The organism is Streptomyces tatrensis, assembly GCF_049310065.1.
In the GTDB taxonomy this organism is placed as follows: Bacteria; Actinomycetota; Actinomycetes; order Streptomycetales; family Streptomycetaceae; genus Streptomyces.
The window spans coordinates 844,919-870,125 of the sequence record NZ_JBMDLB010000011.1; the positions used below are offsets into that span (position 1 = coordinate 844,919).

Annotated in this window: 19 protein-coding genes; 10 read left to right on the top strand and 9 right to left on the bottom strand. The window is 72.2% G+C overall.

Annotated elements, in window-relative coordinates:
- Window positions 1–6: 6 nt before the first annotated feature.
- The 3 genes from ACODT5_RS19515 to ACODT5_RS19525 form a co-directional block, all read right to left on the bottom strand.
- On the bottom strand, window positions 7–903 hold the full coding sequence (locus ACODT5_RS19515; protein WP_422520594.1) for a geranyl diphosphate 2-C-methyltransferase: 897 nt from the start codon (window positions 901–903) through the stop codon (window positions 7–9).
- 14 nt (window positions 904–917) lie between these two features.
- Window positions 918–2,243, bottom strand: coding sequence for a family 2 encapsulin nanocompartment cargo protein terpene cyclase (locus tag ACODT5_RS19520; protein WP_422520595.1), 1,326 nt, complete (start codon window positions 2,241–2,243; stop codon window positions 918–920).
- 101 nt (window positions 2,244–2,344) lie between these two features.
- Window positions 2,345–3,757, bottom strand: coding sequence for a family 2B encapsulin nanocompartment shell protein (locus ACODT5_RS19525; protein WP_422520596.1), 1,413 nt, complete (start codon window positions 3,755–3,757; stop codon window positions 2,345–2,347).
- A gap of 372 nt (window positions 3,758–4,129) precedes the next feature.
- On the opposite strand from ACODT5_RS19525, the gene ACODT5_RS19530 reads away from it, so the two are divergent.
- The 5 genes from ACODT5_RS19530 (at window position 4,130) to xdhC (ending at window position 10,826) form a co-directional block, all read left to right on the top strand.
- Entirely contained in the window at window positions 4,130–4,348 is a 219-nt protein-coding gene (locus ACODT5_RS19530) for a hypothetical protein (protein WP_422520597.1), read from the top strand.
- A gap of 3 nt (window positions 4,349–4,351) precedes the next feature.
- Window positions 4,352–5,689 carry a cytochrome P450 gene (locus ACODT5_RS19535; protein ID WP_422520598.1) on the top strand — a complete coding sequence of 446 codons (1,338 nt, stop codon included), beginning with the start codon at window positions 4,352–4,354 and terminating at the stop codon, window positions 5,687–5,689.
- 346 nt (window positions 5,690–6,035) lie between these two features.
- Window positions 6,036–7,535, top strand: coding sequence for a xanthine dehydrogenase small subunit (locus ACODT5_RS19540; RefSeq protein ID WP_422520599.1), 1,500 nt, complete (start codon window positions 6,036–6,038; stop codon window positions 7,533–7,535).
- Window positions 7,532–9,934: a xanthine dehydrogenase molybdopterin binding subunit gene (xdhB, locus tag ACODT5_RS19545; protein ID WP_422520600.1), complete on the top strand. Its 2,403-nt coding sequence runs from the start codon at window positions 7,532–7,534 to the stop codon at window positions 9,932–9,934. Before ACODT5_RS19540 ends, xdhB begins: the two co-directional genes overlap by 4 nt.
- Before the next feature lies 1 nt (window position 9,935).
- Entirely contained in the window at window positions 9,936–10,826 is an 891-nt protein-coding gene (gene xdhC / locus ACODT5_RS19550; RefSeq protein ID WP_422520601.1) for a xanthine dehydrogenase accessory protein XdhC, read from the top strand.
- A gap of 51 nt (window positions 10,827–10,877) precedes the next feature.
- Here xdhC and ACODT5_RS19555 read toward each other — a convergent pair whose 3' ends face one another.
- The 3 genes from ACODT5_RS19555 to ACODT5_RS19565 all read right to left on the bottom strand — a co-directional run bounded on the left by ACODT5_RS19555 (window position 10,878) and on the right by ACODT5_RS19565 (window position 13,960).
- Window positions 10,878–12,071: an MFS transporter gene (locus ACODT5_RS19555; protein WP_422520602.1), complete on the bottom strand. Its 1,194-nt coding sequence runs from the start codon at window positions 12,069–12,071 to the stop codon at window positions 10,878–10,880.
- Between the two features lie 35 nt (window positions 12,072–12,106).
- The gene (locus ACODT5_RS19560; RefSeq protein WP_422520603.1) at window positions 12,107–12,637 is read right to left on the bottom strand and encodes a hypothetical protein; all 531 of its coding nucleotides are present in this window, start codon (window positions 12,635–12,637) and stop codon (window positions 12,107–12,109) included.
- Window positions 12,638–12,766: 129 nt separating this feature from the next.
- Complete coding sequence (locus tag ACODT5_RS19565; RefSeq protein WP_422520604.1) at window positions 12,767–13,960, bottom strand: serine hydrolase domain-containing protein; 1,194 nt, start codon at window positions 13,958–13,960, stop codon at window positions 12,767–12,769.
- 338 nt (window positions 13,961–14,298) lie between these two features.
- Between ACODT5_RS19565 and ACODT5_RS19570 the strand changes: the two genes are divergently transcribed.
- Window positions 14,299–15,105 carry a hypothetical protein gene (locus ACODT5_RS19570; RefSeq protein ID WP_422520605.1) on the top strand — a complete coding sequence of 269 codons (807 nt, stop codon included), beginning with the start codon at window positions 14,299–14,301 and terminating at the stop codon, window positions 15,103–15,105.
- Between the two features lie 12 nt (window positions 15,106–15,117).
- Entirely contained in the window at window positions 15,118–15,900 is a 783-nt protein-coding gene (locus tag ACODT5_RS19575) for a lytic polysaccharide monooxygenase auxiliary activity family 9 protein (RefSeq protein ID WP_422520606.1), read from the top strand.
- A 13-nt stretch (window positions 15,901–15,913) separates the two neighbouring features.
- Here the strand turns inward: ACODT5_RS19575 and ACODT5_RS19580 are convergent, their stop codons facing one another.
- Together ACODT5_RS19580 and ACODT5_RS19585 are read right to left on the bottom strand one after the other, a co-directional pair.
- Window positions 15,914–16,549, bottom strand: a complete 636-nt coding sequence (locus tag ACODT5_RS19580) for a response regulator (RefSeq protein ID WP_422520607.1) — start codon at window positions 16,547–16,549, stop codon at window positions 15,914–15,916.
- Complete coding sequence (locus tag ACODT5_RS19585) at window positions 16,546–17,754, bottom strand: sensor histidine kinase (RefSeq protein WP_422520608.1); 1,209 nt, start codon at window positions 17,752–17,754, stop codon at window positions 16,546–16,548. The genes ACODT5_RS19580 and ACODT5_RS19585 overlap by 4 nt, the downstream gene beginning before the upstream one ends.
- Before the next feature lie 322 nt (window positions 17,755–18,076).
- On the opposite strand from ACODT5_RS19585, the gene ACODT5_RS19590 reads away from it, so the two are divergent.
- Window positions 18,077–19,150, top strand: a complete 1,074-nt coding sequence (locus ACODT5_RS19590) for a peptidoglycan DD-metalloendopeptidase family protein (protein ID WP_422520609.1) — start codon at window positions 18,077–18,079, stop codon at window positions 19,148–19,150.
- Between the two features lie 34 nt (window positions 19,151–19,184).
- Here ACODT5_RS19590 and ACODT5_RS19595 read toward each other — a convergent pair whose 3' ends face one another.
- On the bottom strand, window positions 19,185–20,975 hold the full coding sequence (locus tag ACODT5_RS19595) for a glycoside hydrolase family 35 protein (protein WP_422524965.1): 1,791 nt from the start codon (window positions 20,973–20,975) through the stop codon (window positions 19,185–19,187).
- 211 nt (window positions 20,976–21,186) lie between these two features.
- Between ACODT5_RS19595 and ACODT5_RS19600 the strand changes: the two genes are divergently transcribed.
- Entirely contained in the window at window positions 21,187–22,341 is a 1,155-nt protein-coding gene (locus ACODT5_RS19600; protein WP_422520610.1) for a substrate-binding domain-containing protein, read from the top strand.
- 154 nt (window positions 22,342–22,495) lie between these two features.
- Window positions 22,496–24,916 carry a polysaccharide lyase 8 family protein gene (locus ACODT5_RS19605; protein ID WP_422520611.1) on the top strand — a complete coding sequence of 807 codons (2,421 nt, stop codon included), beginning with the start codon at window positions 22,496–22,498 and terminating at the stop codon, window positions 24,914–24,916.
- Window positions 24,917–25,207: the final 291 nt, after the last annotated feature.

Here is a 25,207-nt window from a genome sequence, read left to right on the forward strand (position 1 = left end):
CGGTCGTCAGACGCGGTCGGCTGCGATCAGCACGTACTGGAAGGAGCCGTCCTTGTAGGACTCGATGAACGCCTCCTCGATGCCGGTGACCAGCGAGGACGTGGCCCGCAGCTCCCAGTAGGGCAGGGTCGCGGGGGTCAGGTCGATGACGGCCTGCGGCACGAGGCGGTTGTCGGCCATGGCCCGCAGGTACTCCCGGCGGGAGTGGATGTTGCACTCGAAGTGCGCGTTGATCTGGGAGACCCACTTCGAGGGCTGGCCGTACCGCGGGTTCCAGCAGCCGGTGATGGTCACGTACCGGCCGCCGACCTTCAGGACGCGGGAGTGCTCGGCGAAGAGGTCGTCCAGGTCGACGTACATGCTCGACTCGTTGTTCCAGGACGCCGTGGCCTGCCCGGTCTCGAAGGGCGTGCCGAGCATGTTGCAGACGCGGGCCCGGACGTGGTCCTCGATGCCGAGCTCGCGGGCGCGCTGGTTGGCGAAGTCCGCCTGCTTGGCGGACAGGGTGACGCCCTCCACGTTGCAGCCGAAGCGCTGGTGGGCCATGACCATCGAGCCGCCGCGGCCGCAGCCGGCGTCCACGAGGGTGTCCTCGCGGCCGATGGCGCCGAGGTGGTCCAGGAGCACCTCGGCCTGCGCCGACTCCAGCCGGTGGAGCTCGGCGACCAGCTTCTTCTCGTACGCGCTGTCGTCGGTGTCGCCGAGGGCGGAGTGGTCGACGTCGCCGATGCCGTAGTGGTGGTGGTAGAGCCCGTCCACGTCACCGAGGCGCAGGTTCACGGGCCTGGCCTCGTTGTTCCAGTAGCGGGCGATGTCCCCCTGGTAGGGGGTCGCCGGGCCGGGAATGATCACGCAACCCGGGGTGGTGCAGTTCGAGCCGGTGGTCAGATCGATGCTGGTCACGAATAGGTCCGTCCTTACCAGAAGTCGGGCAGGCTGTAGCGATAGGTGTTGGTCTGGTGCCAGTAGTGGTTGCCGTCGACCCAGACGGCGACTCCCCGCAGGAAGCGCAGCACGCTCGGGACGGGGCAGGCGGCGGCCAGGGCGGCGGCCTCCGCTTCGAAGGCGTGCATGAGGTCGTTGTGGACCTCGACCGCCTTCAGGTAGCCCTCCTGGTCGGAGGTGCCCTCCCGGTCGGCGATGACCACGGGAAGGTTCATGTGCCGTCCGGGGGCGGCGAGTTCCTTGGTGTAGGAGTAGAGGTCGTTGACGATCGTGGTGGCGTTCCCGGCGAGTGCGATGACCCGTTGCATGGCCGCCTGGGCGTGCAGGTCGGCCGGGAGCTCGTATCCGCCGACGGTGTCGGTGATGGTGGGGCAGGGGCGGAAGTTGTTGAACTGCCGCATGGCCAGGTACTCCCACACCTCGGGGACATACTCCGTCTGGCTCCAGGCCGCCTCGGCGAGGTACCCCAGGTGCAGCCGGGCCATGTCGTGCCGGTAGCGGTCCGCCTGCGAGGGACTGGCCTGCGCGAGGAAGTACTCCATGGCGGAGCTGTAGGCACGCCGGGGCGCGTCGGACTGGAGGGACGCCGCCCACGCGGGCTCGTACTCCTTCGTCGTGTGGAGGGGGTCGATGGCGGTGTGCGCCAGCAGGAGGCGTCCGCCGAGGCCGATGGGCGAACCGCCGTGGTCCTCGCAGTAGCAGTCGTCCACCGCGTTCTCGGCGACCATCAGCCGGGTGGCGACCATCAGGTGCTCGATGGTCGGAGCGTCCGGATGGCAGGCCACCATGTAGCGCCCGACCTGGAACCCGTCGAACTGCTTCTCCCAGTCCTCGGGGAACAGGTCGACCTCGTCCACCGCCCAGGCCTTGATGCGCCGGCTGACCTCCTCGACCCGCACCGGGTCCGGGTCCGGCACCGGGTGGTAGTAGAGGCCCGGGATCGGGTTCCCGACCGCCGGAGCCCCGGGCTCCGGAGCCGCCGCGGGTGCGCGGGGCTCCTCCCTTCGGGCCGGGTGCAGGCCCTCCGTGCCCAGGCCGCTGGGTCCGCTCAGGAGCCGTCGCAGGGCGGCGCTCGGGGCGGGTGGAGCGGGTGTGGTGGGCGGGGCAGCTGTCGTGGGTGGAGCCGCTGATGGCGACGGAAAGGGCAGGCCGGGTCCCGCGGGCAGGCCGGGCAGTACGGGCGGGCCCGGCAGGCCGCCGGACGCGTGGGCCTGGGCGGTGCCGAGGACGTGGGCCCCGAACTGGGCCGCGGCGCCGGGCAGGCTCGACTGCAGAGGGGAAGGCCCGGGCTCGGGCATCCGTGACTCCTTGGTGAGGTGGGTGGTCTGTCCCCGGACCCCGGGCGCGCTCGGCCGGCCCGGGAGGGTCCGGGCTGTCGTCGGACGGGGCCGCCGGCCGGTCAGTCGGTGCGGCGGGCGATCTGCACGTTCTCCAGGACACCGAGGGCGTCGGGCACCAGGATCGCGGCGGAGTAGTAGGTGGTGACCAGGTAGGAAATGATCGACTTCTCGTCGATGCCCATGAAGCGGACCGACAGGCCCGGCTCGTACTCCTCCGGCAGGCCGGTCTGGCGGAGCCCGATGACGCCCTGGTTGTCCTCGCCGGTGCGCATGGCGAGGATCGAACTGGTGTTCTCCTTGGTGATGGGGATCTTGTTGCAGGGCAGGATCGGGACCCCGCGCCAGGCCGGGACCTGCTGCCCGCCCACGTCGACGTGGTCCGGGTAGAGCCCGCGGGCGTTCATCTCGCGGCCGATCGCGGCGATCGTGCGGGGGTGGGCGAGGAAGAGCTTGGTGCCGCGGCGGCGGCAGAGCAGCTCGTCCATGTCGTCCGGGGTGGGCGGGCCGGAGTGGGTCTGGATCCGCTGCTTGAAGGCGGCGTTGTGGAGCAGGCCGAACTCCCGGTTGTTCACCAGCTCGTGTTCCTGGCGCTCGCGCAAGGCCTCGATGGTGAGCCGGAGTTGCTCCTCGGTCTGGTTCATCGGCCCGTTGTAGAGGTCGGCGACCCTCGTGTGGACCCGCAGCACGGTCTGGGCGATGGAGAGTTCGTACTCGCGCGGCTTGGACTCGTAGTCGACGAAGGTGCCGGGCAGTTCGGCCTCGCCGGTGTGGCCGGCCGACATCGCGATCTCGGCCTCGCCGTGCTTGTTCTGCCGCTGCAGGGGCAGCGAGCTGAACCGCTGGATGTGCTCCTGGAGGTGCGGCGCCCCGGAGACGATGCCGGCGAAGTCGGCGCGGGAGAGCGTGAGCAGGGTGCCGGGGGTATCGGCGGTGGCGGTGTAGTCCCACTGGGCGTCGGAGTCCAGCAGGGCGTTCTCGCCGAACCGGTCGCCGTCGGCGAGCACCGCGACGGAGATCTCGTCGCCGTACTTGCCCGCGGAGGTCTGGCTGATCCGGCCGTGGGCGATCAAGTGGATCTGCTCGGCGGGAGCACCCCGCTCGACCAGCACCTCACCGGCACGGAAATCGCGCTGGACGCAGCGGCCGGCGAGCGCCGTCAGCACTTCCTCGTCGTCGAAGCCGCGCAGCAGGGCCAGCTCGCCGAGCTCGCGCGGGATCACCTGGACGCGGGCGCCGTCCTGGACGAACTCGATGCTCCCGTCGCCGACGGTGTAGCTCAGCCTGCGGTTCACCCGGTAGGCGCCGCCCTTGGTCTCCACCCAGGGGAGCATCCTCAGCAGCCAGCGGGAGGTGATCTCCTGCATCTGCGGAGCGGACTTGGTCGTGGTGGCAAGGTTGCGGGCGGCCGACGTGCCCAGGCTGGACTGCTTGGGCGGATCCAGCTGTGCTTCCGGGCTGGTGTCAACGGTCATCGGTCGAGCTCTCCTTCATCAGCGGGGAAAGGAAGGCGAACGTCTGCCGCCGGCTTGGCGCGTCCGTCCAGATCCCGGGGAACCGTAACGGCGCAGATCCCCGCCCCACCGTGAAAAGACGTTGCCATTGCTTCGTTCCGGTGATCCTGTCCCGCCCGGGGTTTGTTCGGCGGACCGACGATATTCAGCCGGGCCCTCCCGGCTCCCCCGCCCGCAGGTCACGGCCGAAAGCCGGGCAGTGTGCCACAAACGGGCCGGGCGGTCACGTCACGGGTTCCCGGGGCGTGCCCGCGCGGCCCGCGGGATGGCGCAATGAGGGCATCGGACAGGGCGGACCCGCCGCCCTGCACCCCCGGAACAAGGAGGACGGCCATGGCTGCCCTGATCCCCCTGCGCAAGTCGCTCCTCATCGCCGTCTCCGCCGTCGCCGCGCTCCTCGGCGCCGGATCGGCCCACGCCGCATCGGGCTCCGCCCACCTGGCCAACGACCCCTCCGGAGCGAAGGTGCAACGCAGCAGTGCGGTGAAGAGCGCGCTGGGCGGCCAGGACACGTCCACCGCGTATTACTACTACGGCGTCCAGGGACGCTAGCCCGTGCTGTCGACCCGCGTGCCGCCCGGCCCCTCGGGGGCCGGGCGGCACGGCAACAGGCGTGCGTTCGAGCGGGACCACCTCGGCTTCCTGCTCGACCAGCAGCAGTACGGCGACCTGGTCCGCTTCGACGACGACCTGTACCTCGTGAACTCACCCGTCCTCGCGGAGCAGGTGCTCAAGCACACCAACACCACCTACACGATCGCCAAGGACCTGCTGGGCGAAGCGACCGACGGAAGCCGAGCCTCCGAAGACCTGGCCCTGTGGATGCGGGCCCGCGCACTCGCCGGCCGCGGCCTGAACCGGACCGGTACGCGGGCCGCCGGCGACCGTCTCGCGGCCACGGTCACCCGTCACGCGGAGACCTGGCGCGCACGCGGCAGGATCGAGGCGATCCCCGCGCTGGAGGACCTCACCGCCCACCTCATCGCGGAATTCTGCCTCGGGCCCGAGTCGAGCACGGTCCCCGGCCTCCTGGCCCGTCTGCAGGACGCGCTGCTGCCTCCCGCCCTGCCCCTGCCCGCCCGCTGGCACGCGCTGCGCCGGCGCCGCCTGCGCCGCGCCTCCCGCGACCTCGCCGACGAGGTCTCCGCCCTGATGCGCCGGCGCCGTGCCACCCGGCGGGAGGACTCCCCGCCCGCGGTCGCTGACCTCCTGGACACCGCCTGCGAGGAGGGCGCCCTCACCCGCGAGGGCGCGACCAGCGTGATCGTCGCCAACCTGTTCGCCGCCCACGAGACCACCGCCGCCGCGCTCTCCTGGCTGCTGCTGCTCCTCGACCGGCATCCGCACCTGCGCCGCCGGGTACGGGACGAGGCCGACCGGGAACTCGCCGGGCGGCCCCCCACCGCGGCCGATGTGCCCGGGCTGCCCGTCGCCGGGGCGGTCGTGAAGGAGACCCTGCGGCTGTATCCCCCACTGTGGCTCGTCCAGCGGACCGTGGAGGAACCCACCGAGCTCGCCGGCTTCCCGCTCCGCCGCGGCCAGCGGGTCGGCGTCAGCCCCTTCGTCCTCCACCGCGATCCGCAGCACTACGACCGGCCCGCCGCCTTCGACCCGGACCGCTGGATCGAGCGTCCCGACACCCCCCTGCCCAAGTACGCGTTCATGCCCTTCGGCGGCGGACCGCGCAACTGCCTCGGTACGCACTTCGCCACGACGGCCATGACCATCGCCGCCGCGACCCTCACCCGCGACTACCGGATCAGCCAGTCCCCCGGCACCACGACGGCCTTCGACACCCGCACCATCCTCCAGCCGCGCGGCCTCACCCTCGACGTCGCCGGCCCTCGTAGTATCGACCGAGATGTGCTTGACCGATCAATCTCCGGCACGTAACTTCGACCGAACCAACTCGGGACCCACTGGAAGGAGGCGAAGCCGGATGTCGACCATCTCCGTACCGCTTCGCCTCGCACACCAGACCGCCTGGGCCCCGGGTCGGGTCGCACACGGCTGCTGAACAGCCCCCATTTCCCGGCGTGCCCACTCGCGGCCCCGGAAGTTCTCCACCACTCTGTCACCACTTACGGCGCCTCCTCGCGTGCCGATTCGCCGCGCTCCGGGTTGTCGAGCCGCGGGTTGTCGAGCCGCGGGTTGTCGAGCCGCGGCCACTGAACGAGAAAGCTCCTGCCATGGCAACTAGGACAGTCCGATCGACCGCGCCCCGGAACGGGGACGTGCCGTGGTAGCGGCGCGGATCACGGTCAACGGGAAAGAAACACCGATCTCTCCGGCCGCAGCCCACACCTCGGTGTTGGACTTCCTGCGCGACCGCGGTCTCACCGGCACCAAAGAGGGCTGCGCCGAAGGCGAATGCGGCGCCTGTTCGGTGCTCGTGGCCCGGCCGGGGGTGAACAAGCCCACCGACTGGGTGGCCGTCAACGCCTGCCTGGTACCGGCCCTGGCCCTCGACGGTCAGGAGGTCGTCACCTCCGAAGGCCTCGCCACCGTCGACGCGTCCGGCGCACCCACCGCGCTGCACCCCGTACAGGAGGAGATGGCCGTCCGCGGCGGCTCCCAATGCGGTTACTGCACACCGGGGTTCATCTGCAGCATGGCCTCCGAGTACTACCGGCCCGACCGCTGCGCACACGCGGACCCGGGCGCGGACCCTGCCGCCGGCCCGGGCGCCGATCCGGCGGAAGGCGCCGACTCCGAGCACGGCCCGAACGGTTTCGACCTGCACGCGCTGAGCGGCAACCTGTGCCGCTGCACCGGCTACCGCCCGATCCGCGACGCCGCGTTCGCCGTCGGTTCGCCCACCGAGGACGACGTCCTGGCGCAGCGCCGCGAGCAGTCCCCGCCCGAGCCGGCCGCCACCGAATACGCCCAGGACGACAGCGTGTTCCTGCGGCCCGCCACCCTCGCGGAGACGGTGCGGCTGCTGAGCGAGCGCCCCGAGGCGGTGGTGGTCGCCGGCAGCACCGACTGGGGCGTGGAGGTGAACATCCGCTCCCGCCGCGCGAGTTGCGTGGTCGCGGTCGACCGGCTGCCCGAACTGCGGGTGCTGCGCGTTGAGTCCGACCACATCGAGATCGGGGCGGCGCAGACGCTGACCGAGATCGAACGCCGGCTCGACGGCAGCGTCCCGCTCCTGGCGGAGCTGTTCCCGCAGTTCGCGTCCCGGCTCATCCGCAACAGCGCGACCCTCGGCGGCAATCTGGGTACCGGCTCCCCCATCGGCGACAGCCCGCCGGTGCTGCTCGCGCTGGAGGCCTCGCTGTTGCTGGCCGGCGCCGACGGCGAGCGCGAGGTCCCCCTGGCCGACTACTTCACCGGCTACCGGCAGAGCGTGCGCCGTCCCGGCGAGCTGATCCGCGCGGTGCGCGTCCCGCTGCCGCTGTCGCCCGTCACGGCCTTCCACAAGATCGCCAAGCGGCGTTTCGACGACATCTCCAGCGTCGCGGTGGCCTTCGCCCTCGACATCGAGGACGGGACCGTCCGCAAGGCGCGCATCGGCCTGGGCGGCGTGGCCGCCACCCCGATCCGCGCGCTCGGCACCGAGGCGGCCCTGGAGGGCAAGGCCTGGACGGCGGAAACCGTCGAGGCCGCGGCCCGGATCCTGCGGGCCGAGGGCACCCCGATGGACGATCACCGCGCCAGCGCCCTCTACCGCTCCGCGATGCTCGGCCAGAGCCTGCTCAAGCTGTACGTGCAAACCACCGAGGCGGCGAAGTCATGAGCCAGTTGTCCCAGCGTCCCGAAAAGCCCGTCGTCGGGGTTTCGATGCCGCACGAGAGCGCGAACCTGCACGTCACCGGTGCGGCGCTCTACACCGATGACCTGGTCCACCGCACCAAGGACGTCCTGCACGCCTACCCGGTCCAGGTCATGAAGGCCCACGGCAGGATCACGGCGCTGCGCACCGAGCCGGCGCTCGCCGTGCCCGGTGTGGTCCGCGTACTGACCGGGGCCGACGTGCCCGGCGTCAACGACGCCGGGATGAAGCACGACGAACCCCTCTTCCCCGACACGGTCATGTTCCACGGCCACGCGGTCGCCTGGGTCCTGGGCGAGAGCGTGGAGGCGGCCCGGCTCGGTGCGGCGGCCGTCGAGGTGGAGCTCGACGAAGAGCCCTCGGTGATCACCCTGCGGGAGGCGATCGAGACGGGGAGCTTCCACGGCGCCCGGCCCCTGATGGTGACCGGTGACGTGGACGCGGGCTTCGAGGACTCCGCGCACGTGTTCACCGGGGAGTTCCAGTTCTCCGACCAGGAGCACTTCTATCTGGAAACGCACGCGGCGCTCGCTCTCCTCGACGAGAACGGGCAGATGTTCGTCCAGAGCAGCACCCAACACCCCTCGGAAACCCAGGAGATCGTCGCCCACGTACTCGGCCTGCACAGCCACGAGGTGACCGTGCAGTGCCTGCGGATGGGCGGCGGCTTCGGCGGCAAGGAGATGCAGCCGCACGGGTTCGCGGCCATCGCCGCGCTCGGTGCCAAGCTCACCGGCCGGCCGGTCCGCGTACGGCTCAACCGGACCCAGGACCTGACCATGTCGGGCAAGCGCCACGGGTTCCACGCCACCTGGAAGATCGGCTTCGACACCGAGGGCCGCATCCAGGCCCTGGACGCCACCCTGACCGCCGACGGCGGCTGGAGCCTGGACCTGTCCGAGCCCGTGGTGGCCCGCGCGCTGTGCCACATCGACAACACCTACTGGCTCCCCAACGCGCGGATCGCCGGGCGCATCGCCAAGACCAACAAGGTCTCCAACACGGCCTTCCGCGGTTTCGGCGGACCCCAGGGCATGCTGGTGATCGAGGACATCATGGGCCGGTGCGCGCCGCTGCTGGGCCTGGATCCGATGGAGCTGCGCGAGCGCAACTTCTACCGCCAGGGCCAGTCGACGCCGTACGGGCAGCCCGTCCCCCACCCCGAGCGGATCTCCGTCATCTGGCAGCAGGTCAAGGACGACGCCGCCCTGGCCGAGCGGGGGCGCGAGATCGCGGCCTTCAACGCCGCGCACCCGCACACCAAGCGGGCGCTCGCGATGACCGGGATCAAGTTCGGCATCTCCTTCAACCTCACCGCCTTCAACCAGGCCGGTGCGCTGGTGCTGGTCTACAAGGACGGGTCCGTCCTGATCAACCACGGCGGCACCGAGATGGGGCAGGGCCTGCACACCAAGATGCTGCAGGTGGCCGCGACCACGCTGGGCATCCCGCTGCACAAGGTCCGGCTGGCCCCGACGCGCACCGACAAGGTGCCCAACACCTCGGCCACCGCCGCCAGTGCGGGGGCGGACCTCAACGGCGCGGCGGTGAAGAACGCCTGCGAGCAGATCCGCGAGCGGCTGCTCCAGGTGGCCGGCACGCAGCTGGGTACGAACGCCTCGGACGTGCGCATCGTCGAGGGCGTCGCGCGCGCCCTCGGCAACGACGAGGAGCTGGCCTGGGACGACCTGGTGCGCACCGCGTACTTCCAGCGGGTCCAGCTCTCGGCGGCCGGCTTCTACCGGACCGAGGGCCTGCACTGGGACGCGAAGGCGTTCCACGGCTCGCCGTTCAAGTACTTCTCCTACGGCGCGGCCGCGACCGAGGTGGAAGTGGACGGCTTCACCGGTGCGTACCGGATCCGGCGGGTGGACATCGTCCACGATGTCGGCGACAGCCTCTCCCCGATGATCGACATCGGTCAGGTCGAGGGCGGTTTCGTCCAGGGTGCGGGCTGGCTGACGCTGGAGGACATGCGCTGGGACTCCGGCGACGGCCCGAACCGCGGCCGTCTGCTGACCCAGGCGGCGAGCACGTACAAGCTGCCGAGCTTCTCGGAGATGCCCGAGGAGTTCAACGTCAGGCTGATGGAGAACGCCACCGAGGAGGGCGCGGTCTACGGGTCCAAGGCGGTCGGCGAGCCCCCGCTGATGCTGGCCTTCTCGGTGCGCGAAGCCCTGCGGCAGGCGGCCGCGGAGTTCGGGCCCGCCGGGATCAGCGTGGAGCTGGCCTCGCCGGCCACGCCCGAGGCGGTGTACTGGGCGGTCGAAGGAGCGCGCCAGGGCGGTGCGTCGTTCGGCGACGGGCTGACGCCCGAGGACAGCGGGGTCCTCGCCGACGCAAGCGCTTCGAGCAATGTCTGACATGAGCTGGGTCGCCGCGGTCGCGCGGTTGCGGGCACGCCGGGAAGCCGGCGTGCTCGTGACCGTCGCGGCCGTGCGCGGCCACGCGCCCCGGCGGGCCGGAGCCAAACTCGTCGTGGGACGGACCGGGACCTGGGGTTCGATCGGCGGCGGCAACATCGAGGCCGTCGCCATCGACCGGGCGCGCGAACTGAACGGCGCGGCCGATCCGGAGCCGGAGCTGATGGAGTTCGCCCTCAACGACAAGGTCACCGGCCCGCACGGCGTGCAGTGCTGCGGCGGAGCCGTCACCGTGCTGCTCGAACCGCTGCCGGTGGTCCCGGCGGTGGCCGTCTTCGGTGTCGGGCACGTCGGTCTGGAACTGGCGCGCATCCTGGCCCGTCAGGACCTCGACCTGCACCTCGTCGACAGCCGCCCCGACATGCTCGACCCCGAACGGCTCGGGGTGCTCGGCGACGCGGTGGCGCAGGTCCACGTGCACCACACCCCGCTGCTTCCGGAGACGGTGCTCGGGGAGCTGCCGCCCGGCAGCCACGTCCTGATCATGACGCACGATCACGCCGAGGACGCCGCGCTGTGCGACGCCGCCCTGCGCACCCCCGGTCTCGGGTCGATCGGTCTGATCGGCTCGTCCGCGAAGTGGGCGCGGTTCCGGCAGCGCCTGGCCACCGAGGGCGGTCACGACGCCGGCACCATCGACCGGATCACGACTCCGATCGGGCTGTCCGAGATCACGGGCAAGGAGCCCGCCACGATCGCGGTGAGCGTCGCGGCGGACCTGCTCCGCGCCTTCGAGCAGGACCGGCATTGGGCGGTCCCGGTCCCGGCCGCAGTCGCGGTCCCGGACACGATGGCCGAGGTGGCGTACCCCGCGGCGGCCGGTGGCGCGTGAGTCCCCCGGACCCGCGCGCCGCCGGCCGCCGGGCCGGGCGGTCTCGCGCGCTCAGTGCGCGGCGGCCCGCGCCGGGCGCCTGAGCAGGTAGCCGACCGCGGTCAGGACGAGCACCGCCATGCAGCCGATGAACACCAGTCCCGCACCCTCCAGCCCGAGGGGTCCTTCCAGTACTCCCACCCCGATCACGGGCAGCGAGATGCCCGTGTACGCCACCAGGAACAGGGTGGAGATCACGGCTGCCCGCTGGTCCGCGGGCGACGCCCCGGCCACCGCGGACAGCGCCCCGCGGAAGGCCAGCCCCTGCCCGAGTCCGCCCACGAGGGCGCTCAGCACCACCAGCGCCAGCAGGTCCCACCACAGCGCGCCCGCGAGGAGCGCCAGTCCGGCGAGGAGCGCGGCGCACCCGAGCGGCAGGGAGCGCTCCACGCCGACACGGCCGACGGCCAGCTGTCCGGCGGTCGAGGCGAAGAAGGCCAGCGCCACCACGAGCCCGCTCAAGGCCTTGTTGTGCACGTCCAGGGACTCCGCGAGGAACGCCGGACTGACGGAGGTGAACACCCCGAACAGGGCGAAGCCCACGAACGCGGCGATCGCGGCCGGCCCGAACACCGTCCGCACCTGCGGGGGCAGAGCGGGCCGCTGCGGTCGTACGGTGCTCAGCGGCCGGCGCTCACGGACCGTCTCCGGGAGCCGCAGCAGGACGACGGCCGCGCCCGCCACGAGCACGAGGTGCACCACGAACGGCAGGTACAGCGGCCAGGAGGCGTACTGCGCGAGGATCCCGGCGAGCAGCGGGCCGCAGCCCAGTCCGCCCATGTTGGCGGCCGTCGCCACGAACGTGGCCCGCGAGGCGCCGCCGGGCGGTGCCAGCTCCATCACGTACGCGGTGGCGGCCCCGGTGAACAGTCCGGCGGACAGACCCGACAGCAGCCGTCCCGCGTACAGCCAGGGCATCGCCTCGGCGCACAGGAAGCAGACGGCGCTCGCCGCGGCGAACCCGAGCCCCGCCAGCAGGACCGGCCGCCGGCCCACGGCGTCCGAGGCATTGCCCGCCAGCAGCAGTACGCCGATGACACCGAAGGCGTACACGGCGTAGATGACGGTCACCATCAGCGCCGAGAAGCCGAACTTCTCCTGGTAGAGCCCGTAGAGGGGGGTCGGCAGCGTGGTGCCGGCCATGCACACGGCGAACACCGCCCCGCTCAGCAGACACCGGCGCCACCCTTGCCGATCAAGGTCCATGCCGCCGACCGTAACCCGGGAGCCCGGATTCCGCGTCAGTACACCAGCTTGTAGGTCACGTCCTTGGGGACCGGCTCCGGAGCGGTGTCGGTGTAGACGAGCCGGATCGTGGTGAAGCGGCGGAGATCGGGGTGGTCGGGCCAGGCCTGCGGATTGCTCAGGGTCACCCTGACCGGGTAGGCGTGGAAGCGGCCGGCCGCGCAGTACGGGCGGCAGTCGTTCACCATGTCGGTGCCGGTGGCCGTGGCGCTGCCCGGCCCCCAGGTCTCCCAGCGGAGACCGACGAGCCGGTTGTTCCCGTCGCCGCAGGCCAGGAGGTACTCCGAAGGCCGCATCTGGGCCTGCGCGAAGCAGTCGACGACCACGACCGGGTCCGGGTCCTGTGTGACTGCGGTCCGGGCGGAGGACGCGGCGGCGCCGGTGTGGGGGGACGGGGCCGCGGAGGCCGGCAGCACGACGGCCGTCATCGCCGCCACCGCGCACAGCAGGGCGGCGGTGCGCACCTTGCGCCGGGATGCGGTGCGCCGGGATGCGTGTACGGGGCGGCCACCTGCGGAATCGTTCACGGAAGACCTTCCTCGCCACTCTGCGCACCGCCGGTATCACCGGGGTGTTCCCAGCTTCCCCCATGGGGGTGAAGCTCGCACCCGCGGGAACCGTGCGGGTGCGAGCGGCCGGGTCACCTGTTCACTTGTTCACTTGCGCAGCAGGGCGCAGACGAAGTCCTCCTGGACCTCCCGGACCTGTGCGAGCAGGTCGGGGTTGACGGTCAGGGACGTCTGCGCGGTGATGGAGAAGGTCAGCGAGCGCCTGCCGTCCGCCGTGGCCGCCACGAACTGCGTGTAGCCGGCGGTGTTGCCGGTGTGGCCGTACACCGCTCCGCAGCGCGTGGTGTAGCGGAAGATCGCCAGGCCCGCCTCGGTGCGGCCGGGGCCGGGGGGCTGGGACAGGGCGCCGGGGATGAACGTGAACTGCTGGCGGCGGGTGCGCTCCGAGACGAGGGCGCCGCCCGCGTAGCCGCGGATGAAGGCGGTCAGGTCCTTCGGCGTCGAGACGATGCCTCCGGACGCCCAGGCTCCCGAGGCGCCCACGGCCTCGCTGACGTCGACGGGCCCCTCCTCCGGGTCGATCTGGTAGCCGTGCAGGTAGGGCTCGGGCAGCCGGTATCCCTGGGGCAGGCTCGTGGCCCGCAGGCCCAGGGGCTCGTAGACGAGCTCGCGCAGCAGCGCCTCGTACCGGCGTCCGGTGGCGGCCTCGGCCATGAGGGCGACGGCGATGTTGTCGGAGTTGGAGTACGCGTAGCGGCTGCCCGGCCGGAAGGCGAGGTCCTGGTCCGCGACGAAGTCCAGCAGGCGGCGGGAGTCGAAGCGGTGGCGGGGGTCCTCGGAGACGATGTCGATGAACCCCTGGGAGGAGGAGTAGTCGGGCAACCCGCTGGTGTGATTGAGCAGTTGACGGAGCGTCACTCGATGCCACGCGGCCGGCTGCCCGGGCAGCACCTTCCCGATGGTGTCGTCGAGGTGCAGTCTGCCGCGGTCGACGAGCCCGAGGGCCACCGCTCCGCTGAAGGCCTTGGCGACGCTGGCGATGCGCATGTGGTCTCCTCCCCGCGGCGGCCGGCCGCTCTCCACGTCGGCCACGCCCGCCCGGTAGACCTCCGTACGGTCGCCGTCGCGCAGGACGGCGATGACCCCGGGGGGCCCGTCGGGCCGTTCCACCAGCTCCCGCAGCTCCTGCCGGAGGGCGCCCCCGGGGGACGGATCGCGGTCCGCTCCCGCTTGTGCCGGCTGCACGGAGACGGCGAGCAGGGCGCCACACACGGCGGTGGCCGCGGCCAGGCGCAGCGAGGGGCGGATCCGGCCGGAGTGGCCGTGCGGGCGTCGGGACACGGAGGTACCTCCAGGGGAAGACGGACGCGGTGGCCCACGATGGCAGGGGCCGCACCGGCGCCGGCGGCGACACGGCCGCACGCGGGCGGGCCGTGGCCCATCCGGCCCTGACGGCCGACTTTCGTCGGGGTGCGGAGTGTCCTTCCGGCCGTCTCGCACCGTGGCGGCGCTGCCTAGCGTGGTTGACGAGCCACACGGGGCCCAGTCCCCCGGCGTGTGGGCCCGGGGCCCGAGGGCGTTCGCTCACCCTTCTGCTCCCGGCTCCTGCTCCCGACCTCTGTTCCCGACCTCTGTTCCCGACCTCTGTTCTTCCCGTGCCTGAAAGGGCGTCATCCAGCATGTCTTCGACTTCCACGAGCCGCCGCCGCCTGCGCCGTCTCGCCATCGCCACGAGCGCCCTGGCCGCGGCCGGCGCCGGCATCCTCGTCCCCACCCTCTTCTCCGGCCTCGGTCAGGCCCACGCCGCTCCGAACACGTGCGACGGGGTCACCGGCGAGCTGGTGAAGCAGAGCACCTCCGAGTGGTACTCCAGCACCTGCATCAAGATCGTCAACCACAGCGAGGCGGAAAAGCCCTTCACCTTGAAGGTGCAGCTCCCCGGCGACGCCCGGTTCGAGAACAACCGGGCCGGCATCACGCAGGAGGTCGTCGAGGGCAACGAGGTGACGGTCACCGGCAGCCTCAAGGCGGGCGAGTCGCTTCCCGAGTACGGCTTCGGTCTGCACAACACCCTGTCCGAGGCGCACCACCACCTCCACCCGGTCGGCGAGATCACCCTCAACGGTGCCCCACTGGGCGCCTGCACCGAGTCCGACGGCGCGGGTTCCGCGGAGGAGGCCTCCGCCGAGCTGACGGCGAAGACCTGGTCGAAGAAGGACAAGGTCGACCTCTACTTCGCCGACCTGTCGATCCCCACCGGCGGCGCCCCGTCGGACCGTTACGAGATCCACGTCAACGGCAAGCTCGCGGCCACCGCCATCTTCGGCGACAGCCGGCTGTCCAAGGACGGCGTCCCGGTCAAGCAGCTGAAGCAGGTGCTGCCGCTGGGGACCGGGGCCGGCGTCACGTACAAGGTCAAGGTCCGCCCGGTGGGCCACCACACGGGCGAGTTCACCAACGAAGTCACCATCACCAGCGGCAAGTAGGGCTACAGCATCATGAACAAGCGCACCACCGTCTCCGTCTCCCTCGCCGCTGCCGCGATCGCCGCCGGCGTCCTCGCCTCGGTGGCCCCGGCCAGCGCCCACGGGTACCCGAGCTCGCCCTTCGAAAGCCGCCAGGCCATCTGTCACAAGGGCAACGACTGGGGCAACGTCAAGGACGACGGCACCGGCCTGAACCCGGAGTCCGTCAGCATCAAGGACCCCGCGTGCCGCGCCGCCTTCGCCGAGGGCGTCAAGAACCAGGGCGGCGGCCCCGCGGCGAGGGCCACGGTCGCCAACGCCTTCAACCAGCCCCAGAGCGTCCTGCAGGGCAGCAGCACCGTGGACGGCGTCAGTGGTCAGCACCGCACGCTGATCCCGGACGGCAAGCTGGCCTCCGCGGACAACGGCGGCGGCGAGTACTCCGGCTTCGACCTGCCGCGTGCCGACTGGACCCGGTCCACCCTCCGCTCCGGCGCCGAGGTGGAGCTCAGCTACCACGCGACCGCGCACCACGCCGGCGGCCACATCGAGTACTACGTCACCAAGGACGGCGCCGACCTCTCCAAGCCCCTGAAGTGGGACGACCTCGAACCGATCCCCTTCGCCTACGTCAGCGACCCGAACCTCTCCGACAAGACGGAGACCCGGAACAAGAACGTCTACTCCGGGAACTACAAGTTCAAGGTGAAGCTGCCCGAGAAGGACGGCAACCACATCATCTACACGATCTGGCAGCGCGAGGCCGGCTCCGCCGAGACCTTCTACGCCGTCTCCGACGTCACCTTCGTCAAGTAGGCAGCTCACCTGGTCAGTTCGAGCAGGCAGCACCGCTCCGCAGCCCGTTGTCGAGGGCGAGCTTGGTGAGGACACGACTGACGTGCATCTTCACCGTGCTCTCGCTGACGAACAGCCGGCCGGCGACATCGGCGTTGGACAGGCCGCGGCCGAGCAGGGTGAGGACCTCCAGCTCGCGGGGCGTCAGGGCCGCCAGCTTGGCCTGCTCGTCCGTGGTGGGCAGGTTCCGTCCCCGCCGTACGGTGTCCAGGACCTGCCGGGTCACCTCGGGCGAGAGGATCGCGTGGCCGTCCGCCACCGTGCGCACGGCGCGGACGAGTTCCCCGGGCGGCGTGTCCTTCAGGAGGAATCCCGCGGCCCCGGCGAGCACGGCCTCGCTGACGTACTCGTCGAGGCGGAAGGTGGTCAGGACGATCACGGCGGGCGGGCTGGGCAGGGCGAGGAGGGCCCGGGTCGCGGCCAGGCCGTCCATGCGGGGCATCCTGATGTCGACGAGGGCCACGTCGCAGCGGTGGGACCGGAAGGCCTCGACGCCTTCGTGGCCGTCGCCGGCCTCGGCGGCGATCTCGATACCGGGGTCGCCCTCCAGGATGGTCCGCAGTCCGTGCCGGACGTACGGGTCGTCGTCCACGAGCAGTACCTTGATCACTTCGGCTCCGTCTCGTGGGTCTCCGGGCCGCCCTCGGCGTCCGGACGGTGAAGGGGCACGCTCGCCCGGACCAGGAAGCCGCCGTCCGCCGTGCGGTCCGCGGTGAAGGTCCCGCCGAGCAGCCGCAGCCGCTCGGCGAGGCCGACCAGCCCGAAGCCCGCCGAGGGCAGGCCGCTCTCCCGGCCCGGCGCGGCGGGGCCGCTGTCCACGCGTACCGTCATCGCCGCGGGACCCCGGTCGACTTCGGCGAGGACCCGGGCGCCCGGGGCGTGCTTGAGCGCATTGGTCAGGGCCTCCCTGACGACCCGGTGGACGGCGCTCTGCACGACGGACGACAGGTCCTGCGTGCGGCCGCGGACCACGATGCGTACGTCCATTCCCGCGTGCCGGAAGTCCTCGGCGAGGCACTCCAGGTCCGCCATCGAGGGGGCGGGCACCACGGGCGCGTCGGCGCCGCTCCGCATCACCCCCACGACCTCCCGCATCTCCTCCAGCGCCAGGACGCCGGTACGCCGCATCCGCTCGGCCTCCGCACGGACCCATGGCGTGCCCCGCTCGGCGCCGACCTGGAGCGCGCCGCCGGCGAGTACGAGCTGACTGATCCGGCGCGCGACCACGTCGTGGAGCTCGCCCGCGATGCGGGTCCGCTCCTCCGCGCGGGCCTGCCCGGTCAGGAGGTCCTGCGCGCGTTCCAGAGCAGCCGAGCGAGCCTGCTCCTTGACGATGAGGTCCTTGCGGGCCGCGGTCTGCAGGCCCATCAGCAGGGGTGCGGCGACGTAGGCGATCCCGTCCGTCGGGGACAGACCGAAGCCGCTCGCGGCCACCGCCCAGAGCTCGGAGGCCACTGCGGCGACGCCGAACCCGGCGAGCAGTCGCGGCCTCGACCGGTAGCGCGAGCCCATCGTGTACATCACCACCACCAGGGCCGCGGTGGCGTTGCGGGTCACGTGGCCCGCCAGCACGGCGGCGGTCACCAGCAGGGGCGCGACCGAGCGCCACACCAGCAGGAGTCCGAGGAGGCCCGCGGCGACGGCGGCCCACTCGGGGCGGCCCGTGAGCAGACCGCTGCCCGTGAACACGAACGCCTCGCCCACCCCGTACGCGCAGGCCGCGAGGGCTACCGCGACGTCGACGCGCGACGGGCGCCGGCTGCCCGTCGCCGAGTCCTCGCTCGGGCTCGGGCTAGGGGAATCCTGCGCTGCCATGCGGGGAGCATAGCCGCCGAAACCGGGCATTCCGCCGGCCCTCGGAGCCGCATCCACTCTTGTCGCACGATCCCCTACTTTCGTCTGCCCCCGGCCGTGCGCCCGGTCGACTTTCGTCCGTGGCCGGCGCGGTCTTCTGCGTCCCGGTGCCCTGGCCGCGATTCGTACGGTGGGGCGACCTCCCCGCAGACAGCTTCCCGTTCCCAGCAAAGGCCCCTTCCGCATGTCGCTCCGCCCCCGTCGTCCCCGTCGTCCCCGCCCTCCCCACTGCCCCCGCCGCCACCGCGCCTCCGCCCGCCCGGCCTCCTCGGTCCTGTTGGGGGTGCGGCGTCTCGCGGCCCTGGCGGTGGTCGGCGGCGCGGCGGTCGCCGTCCTGCCCGCGTCCGGGGCGCAGGCGGCCACCGATGACGTGTGGGAGGCGATGGCCCAGTGCGAGGCGGGCGGCGACTGGGCCGCGAACACCGGCAACGGCTTCTTCGGTGGCCTGCAGTTCACGGCGTCCACCTGGCTGGAGTTCGGCGGGGGCGCCTACGCGGCCGGCGCCGACGGGGCGGCCAAGGAGGAGCAGATCGGCGTCGCGCGGCAGGTCCTGCTGAGCCAGGGCCCCGGCGCGTGGCCGGTCTGTTTCCGGGCGGTCGGCCTGACCTCGGCCGCCGGCGGTGCGCAGTCCGTACCCGATGCCCGGCCCGTACCCGACGCCGGCGCGGACGCTCAGGAACCGGCCGCCTCGCCGTCGAAGGAGCCGGTCGGACCGGCCGACCCGCCCCACGCCACGTACAAGGTCCGGCAGGGCGACACCCTCGGCTCCATCGCCGCCGCGCTGAACGTCGAAGGCGGGCCGCAGCGGCTGTTCGAGGACAACCGGAACGTGCTGGGCGACTCCCCGCAGGCGCTCCCCGAGCCCGGCGTCCGCCTGTCGGTCGGGAGCGAGCCCGTCGACACCGCGCCCCACCCGATCGCTCCGGCGGCTCCGAACGTGCCGGGTCCCCTCTCCGCGTTCGCCGGAGCGCCGGTCGCGGCCCCGGTCACCACCGGCTACCGGGTCGCGGGTGCCTGGAGCAGCGGTTACCACACCGGTGTCGACTTCGCCGTACCCGCGGGCAGCCCCGTCCTGGCCGTCGCCGACGGCACCGTCGTGCGGGCCGGCTGGGGAGGCGCGTACGGCAACGAGGTGGTCGTCCACCACGCGGACGGCCTCTACAGCCAGTACGCCCACCTCTCCACGATCGCCGTCGGTCCCGGTGGGCAGATCACCGCCGGGACCGAGATCGGCCTCTCCGGGAGCACCGGCAACTCGACCGGCCCCCACCTGCACTTCGAGGTCCGCACCGGTCCTGGCTACGGCACCGACATCGATCCCGTCGCCTACCTCCGCGGCCAGGGCGCCGGGCTCTGACCGCGGGGGCCCGTTCGGCACCGGTCGGTGCGGCCTACCAGACGGGAATGGGCGCGGGCGCCTCCGTGCCGAGGTCCGGTGCGTCGCGGAGTTCGACGGTGGCCCCGGGCCGGTGGAGTTCGAGGATCACCAGGGTGTTCTCGCCCGCACGCCACAGGGGACCCGGTGCGTACAGCGTCTTCTGCGGGCCGCGCTCCCAGAACCTGCCCAGGGCGAAGCCGTTCAGCCAGACCAGACCCTTGGTCCAGCCCGGGAGGGCGATGAACGCGTCGGCTGCGGAGTCCAGTTCGACGGTGACCCGGTGGAAGGACGGGCCGTCCGGGAGCTCGCCGTGGCCGAACTCGAGTCCGGACAGGTCCTCGAGGGGCAGCGGCCTGATCTCCCAGCCGAACTGGTACTGGTTGTCCAGCCTGACACCGTCGCGGATGCCCTTGCGATCGGCCAGCAGGGGGCCGTAGTTGATCCGCCCCTGGTTCTCCACCAGGATGTCGAGCTCCGCACCCCCTTCGGGCACGGCGACGGTCAGGGCCGCGAGCGGCTCGTCCCGCTCCAGCAGCCCGATCTCCCGTCCGTCCAGGAAGACTTGGGCCCGGTCGGCCAGTCCGTCGATGCGCAGCGCCGCCTCGGGCAGGGGTCCGCGCAGGCGGGTCCGGTAGTGGATCAGGCCCAGGGACTGGCCTGTTTCCTCCATGGTCAGCGGCTCGACGTGGTGCACGGGCTTGGAGAGTGCGTCCAGGGAGTCGGCCAGGGAGGCGCGGCCGTCCACGGAGAGCAGCCGGGGAACCACGCGCGGGGGCAGAGCGGGGGGTTCGTGGGTGACGGGGCCGGTGTGCCGGGCGATGACCTCGCGGAAGAGGTGGAACTTCCGGGTGAGTTCGCCGGCCTCGCCGACGGGGGCGTCGTAGTCGTAGCTGGTCACGTCGGGCTGGTAGGTGGCGCCGTCGTGGTTGGCGCCGTTCCACCAGCCGAAGTTGGTGCCGCCGTGGCCCATGTAGATGTTCACCGAGGCGCCTGCGGCGAGCAGGCTGTCCAGGGTCGCGGCGGCGTCCTCGGCGTCGCGCGTGTGGTGCGGCTCGCCCCAGTGGTCGAACCAGCCGTGCCAGTACTCCACGCAGACCAGCGGCCCTTCCGGCTGGTACGCGCGCAGGGTCGCGAGCGAGCTCTCGGGGCGCGAGCCGAAGGTGCCGGTGGTCAGGACGCCGGGGATGCGGCCGCCGAGCTGGAACCCGTGATCGGCGCCGTCGGTGGTGAACAGCAGGCAGTCGATGCCCCGTCGGACCAGGCCGTCGCGGAGGTGTTCCAGATAGCCGGTGTCGTTGCCGAAGCTGCCGTACTCGTTCTCGACGCCCACGGCCAGTACCGGCCCGCCCCGGCTGCCGAGGAGGGGGACCAGTACGGGGGCCAGGGTGTCGAACCACGCGTCGACGGCGGCCAGGTACGCGGGGTCGCGGCGGCGGAGCCGGATGGTGCGGTCGGCCAGCAGCCAACCGGGCAGTCCGCCGAAGTCCCATTCGGCGCAGATGTAGGGGCCGGGCCGGACGATGACGTCGAGGCCCAGGTCGCCGGCGGTCCGGACGAAGGCCGCCACGTCGTTCGGCCCGTCGAAGGTGAACGCGCCGGGGCTGGGCTCGTGGACGTTCCAGGCCACGTAGGTCTCGATGGTGTTCACGCCCATGGCACGCAGGCGCAGCAGGCGGTCGGCCCACAGGTCGGGGTGCACCCGGAAGTAGTGGATGGCCGCGGAGACGATCCGGTGCGGGCGGCCGTTCCGCAGGAAGCCGGTCGCGTCCGTGGCCAGCGTCGTGACCGGGGTCGCGGCGGGCACCGCGACGGGCGCCGCGGCGGGCGCCGTGATCGACGTCGTGACCGGCGGGTGGGGTGGCTTCACGTGAGCGCTCTCTTTCGGTGACTTCCGGTGGTGCTCGACTCGTCGGCCGACGGGGCTCCGGCAGGAGGCGAGCCCCGCATAGAAAGCGCTTTCTACGGGCCACGGATCACGCTAGGCTGAAGCAGCCCGAGGGGTCAAGGGAGATCGCATGCGGGAGAGGGTCGACGAGCGGCACAAGAGGGTGCTGCGGCTCGTGCGGGAGTACGGGAGCGTGCGGATCTCCGACCTCGCCACCGAGCTCGGGATCTCCGTGGAGACCGCGCGGCGGGACGTCGCGGCGCTCTGCGACGCGGGGCTCGTACGGAGACTGCACGGGTCGGCGCTGTGGCCGACCGCGCGGCTGAGCCCCCGTGAGGCACGCCCGGCGGGCGAGGTGCCCGCGGTCGCACCCCGCGGGCTCGTGCTCGGGATGGTGGTCCCGGCGGCCGGGTACTTCTACCCGTCGGTCATTCGCGGCGCCCGGGACGCAGCCGCCGATGTCGGCGCCCGGCTGCTCGTCGCGACCACCGAGTACGACAGGGACCAGGACAAGACGCGGATCGACACCCTCATCGAGGCGGGCGCCACCGGCCTGCTCCTCACCCCCAGTTGGGGCGTGGACGGCCCGGGCCCCGGCGACCTCCAGGAGCTCGCGGACCTGCCGGTCCCCGCCGTGCTGGTGGAACGGCACGTGCCGGCGGGCTCGCCCGGAGCGGAGATCGACCGGGTCAGCTCGGCCCATGCGGACGGCGCCGCCGCCGGCGTGCGCCACCTCGCCGCCCTCGGTCATCGCCGCGTGGCCCTGCTGTCCCGCGCCACGCACACCTCGCCCGCCCTGCGGCAGGGGTACCGCGCCGCGGTCGGGTCCCTCGGGCTGCCCGAGGACGACCTCTCCCCCGCCATAGGGGGGCTGGGGCCGGGCGGGGCCGACGGCTTCGAGCGGCGCCTCGACCGGCTGCTCGACCTCGCTCGCGCGGGCGAGGTGCGCGCCGCTCTCGTACACCCCGACTCCGCCGCGATCGACCTGCTCCAGCGGCTGACCGAGCGGGGCCTGCGCGTGCCGGAAGAGTTCTCGATCGTCTGCTACGACGACGAGTTGGCGACGCTGGCGGACGTGCCCCTGACCTCGGTCGGACCCGTCAAGGGCGCGGTCGGCGAAGCAGCGCTGAACCTGCTGCTGCGCCGGCTGGAGAACCCCGGGGCCGAGAGTTCGCACGTCGCGCTGCTGCCGCGGCTGAAGGTGCGCAGCTCCTGCGGCATCCCCTCCCCCGTCGCGGACGGGACCCGGCTCCGCGGACGGCCGGCCCGAACGGCGGCTCGCTGACCGAACGGCGGCCCGGTGACCCGAACGGAGGCCCGGTGACCGCTTCTTGACCGAATGGGAGCGGAGCATTGACTTCCGGTCACCGGAATCGAAGTCTGGCCAACCAGCGAGACCAACGCCGCACCGGATTCCGCCGCACCAGATTCGTTCCTCCATGACTTCTTCCGCCTGGCCCCGTCGTACCTTCCTGCATGCGGCAGGGGGAAGCGCCCTCGCGCTGGGGCTCACGGGATGGACCTCCCTCCCGGCCACGGCGGCCGGGGCGGCCGCCACCGACGAGGAGTTCGCCGCCCTGCGCGCGAAATGGCGGAACCTGATCCTGGGCACCGGATTCAGTCCGACGGCCGAACCCTTCAGAACGCTGCTCGCCAACCTCGGCGCCACGGCCCGCGGTCACCTCTCCACGATGGCCCCCGCCGGCGGCTCCCTGTGGCCCGGCGTGATCTGGACCGACCCGGATCCGGACCTCGACGCGGAGTCGTACGCCTTCTCGGCCCGCATGAACGACAGCTACACCAGGCTGAACGTCATGGCCCAGGCCTTCTGCCAGCCCGGAACCGGGCTCACCGGCGACACCGCCCTGCTCGACGCGGTCATCACCGGACTCGAGCACGTCCATGACCAGGTGTACAACCCGGCCACCGTCCCGTACGGCAACTGGTGGAACTGGCAGATCGGCGCCCCGCAGGCCCTCATCGACACCTGCGTACTGATCCACGACCACCTGACGGAAGACCAGAAGACCCGCTTCTGCGCGGCCGTGGACCACTTCCTGCCCGATTCGGCCGTGGCCTCGTACACCGGAACCAGCACCGGCGCGAACCGTGTCGACCTGTGCCGCGGCATCATCCTGCGCGGGGTCGTCGGCGAGGACCCCGACAAGATCGCCCTGGCCGCCCGGGCCCTGACGCCCGTCTTCCCGTACGTCACCTCCGGCGACGGCTTCTACGCCGACGGCTCCTTCATCCAGCACACCTCCGTGCCGTACATCGGCGGCTACGGCTCGGTGCTGCACGACGGCGTGGGCCGGATCCTCGCGCTGCTGCGCGGCTCCACCTGGCAGCTGAACGACCCCAACACCCAGCTCTTCCTCGACACCGTGGAATCGGCCGTCGCACCGTTCATCTACAACGGCCTGATGATGGACAACGTCTCCTCTTGGGGCATCAGCCGTCAGGGCGGCAGCGACCACCTGCGCGCCCACGGCCTCCTCGCCACCCTCGTCCTCCTCGGCCAGGGCGCCTCCCCGGAGGAGAACGCGCGGTGGCGCGCCATGGTCAAGGGCTGGCTCCGGCGCGACTACCACTACCCAGCCCTCAAGAACCCCGGCCTGAGCCTGATCCGGGCCTCGCTGCTGCAGGGCCTGCAGGACGACACCTCGGTCACCGCGGCTCCCGAGCCCGTCGGGCACCGGCTCTTCCACAACATGGACCGGGTCACCCACCGGCGCCGCGGCTGGGCTGCCTCGGTCAGCATGGCGTCCCGGCGCATCGCGCACTACGAGTTCGGCAACGGCGAGCACGCCCGCGGCTACCACACGGGCGCGGGCTGGCTGTCCTGGTGGGGCGCCGACTTCGGACTCGAGCAGTACTCCGACGCGTACTGGCCCACGGTCGACCCGTACCGGCTGCCCGGCATCACCGCCTCCCGCAAGCCCCTCGCCGACGGGCAGGGCGGCAACTGGGGCGGTCCCCGCCCGGACGCGGCCTGGGTCGGCGGCACCACCGACGGCGAGTTCGGTGCCACGGGCCAGCACCTCAAGGGCCTGGCCAGCACGATGAGCGCCAAGAAGTCCTGGTTCTGGCTGGACGACTCCATCGTCTGCCTCGGCGCCGGCATCGGCTCCACCGACGGGTTCCCCGTCGAGACCACCGTAGACAACCGCCACCTCGGAACCACCGGCGCCCCCGCCCTGACCGTCGACGGCAGGCAGCAGCCGGCCACGCAGGGCTGGACGGCCACCTTCGAGGACGCCGAGTGGGCGCACATCGAAGGCCAGGCCGGCTACGTCTTCCCCGCCGGAACCAGGCTCGGCGCCGTACGCGAGGAGCGCACCGGCGCCTGGAAGGACATCAACACCGGCGGCTCCGCCGACCCGGTCACCCGCCGCTACCTCACCCTGGTCACCGACCACGGCACCGACCCCGTGGACGCCGGCTACGCCTACGTCATCCTGCCGGGCGCCGGCGCGCGGACCACCGAGCAGCGCTCCTGCGACCGGGGCCGGCTGAAGATCCTCGCCAACACCGCCGACCAGCAGGGCGTCCGCGTCGCCGGGCTCGGCTTCACCGCCGTCAACTTCTGGACGCCGGGCACCGTGGACAAGCTCACCACGAACGCCCCCGCCTCCGTCCTGATCCGGGAGAACCGGAACGGAACCGCGACCGTCGTCGTCTCGGACCCCGCCCGGCAGGCGACCTCGCTGGAGGTCCGGTGGAACCGCCGCGTCTCCAAGGTCCTCTCCAAGCCGTCCACCGTCACCGGGGCCACCACCGGCGATGCGCTGACCCTCACGTCCGGCGACCTCACGGCCCAGGCCGGGGCGCCGCAGTCCATCACGGTCCGGCTCGGCTGAACCGCCCGGTGAGGGCGCCCGCCGATGGCGGCGCGCCTTTCGCCGGTGGGCTGACAACGTTGCCAGCCCGGCTCTCCCCCACTCCCCACTCCCAGGAGGACACCGTGCAACGAAGCAACGTCCGACTCATCGCCCCCACTGCCCTGGCCGCCGCACTCACCTTCGCCACTAGGCGGCCGGGGTTTGCGACGCGCGCCCGCGCCCGTCAGAGGAAGTGGCCGCCGACCAGGTACGGAGCCGGCTCGGACTCGCCGCGGCCGACCCGCGGGACCGGTCGACGGTGCCGACCAT

Bases quoted from the DNA above. Each gene is read 5' to 3' on its own strand.
- ACODT5_RS19585 (WP_422520608.1), bottom strand. From the start codon at position 17,754: ATGGCAGCGCAGGATTCCCCTAGCCCGAGCCCGAGCGAGGACTCGGCG.
- ACODT5_RS19605 (WP_422520611.1), top strand. From the start codon at position 22,496: ATGACTTCTTCCGCCTGGCCCCGTCGTACCTTCCTGCATGCGGCAGGG.
- ACODT5_RS19570 (WP_422520605.1), top strand. From the start codon at position 14,299: ATGTCTTCGACTTCCACGAGCCGCCGCCGCCTGCGCCGTCTCGCCATC.
- ACODT5_RS19555 (WP_422520602.1), bottom strand. From the start codon at position 12,071: ATGGACCTTGATCGGCAAGGGTGGCGCCGGTGTCTGCTGAGCGGGGCG.
- ACODT5_RS19575 (WP_422520606.1), top strand. From the start codon at position 15,118: ATGAACAAGCGCACCACCGTCTCCGTCTCCCTCGCCGCTGCCGCGATC.
- ACODT5_RS19600 (WP_422520610.1), top strand. From the start codon at position 21,187: ATGCGGGAGAGGGTCGACGAGCGGCACAAGAGGGTGCTGCGGCTCGTG.
- xdhB (WP_422520600.1), top strand. From the start codon at position 7,532: ATGAGCCAGTTGTCCCAGCGTCCCGAAAAGCCCGTCGTCGGGGTTTCG.
- ACODT5_RS19520 (WP_422520595.1), bottom strand. From the start codon at position 2,243: ATGCCCGAGCCCGGGCCTTCCCCTCTGCAGTCGAGCCTGCCCGGCGCC.
- ACODT5_RS19530 (WP_422520597.1), top strand. From the start codon at position 4,130: ATGGCTGCCCTGATCCCCCTGCGCAAGTCGCTCCTCATCGCCGTCTCC.
- xdhC (WP_422520601.1), top strand. From the start codon at position 9,936: ATGAGCTGGGTCGCCGCGGTCGCGCGGTTGCGGGCACGCCGGGAAGCC.
- ACODT5_RS19525 (WP_422520596.1), bottom strand. From the start codon at position 3,757: ATGACCGTTGACACCAGCCCGGAAGCACAGCTGGATCCGCCCAAGCAG.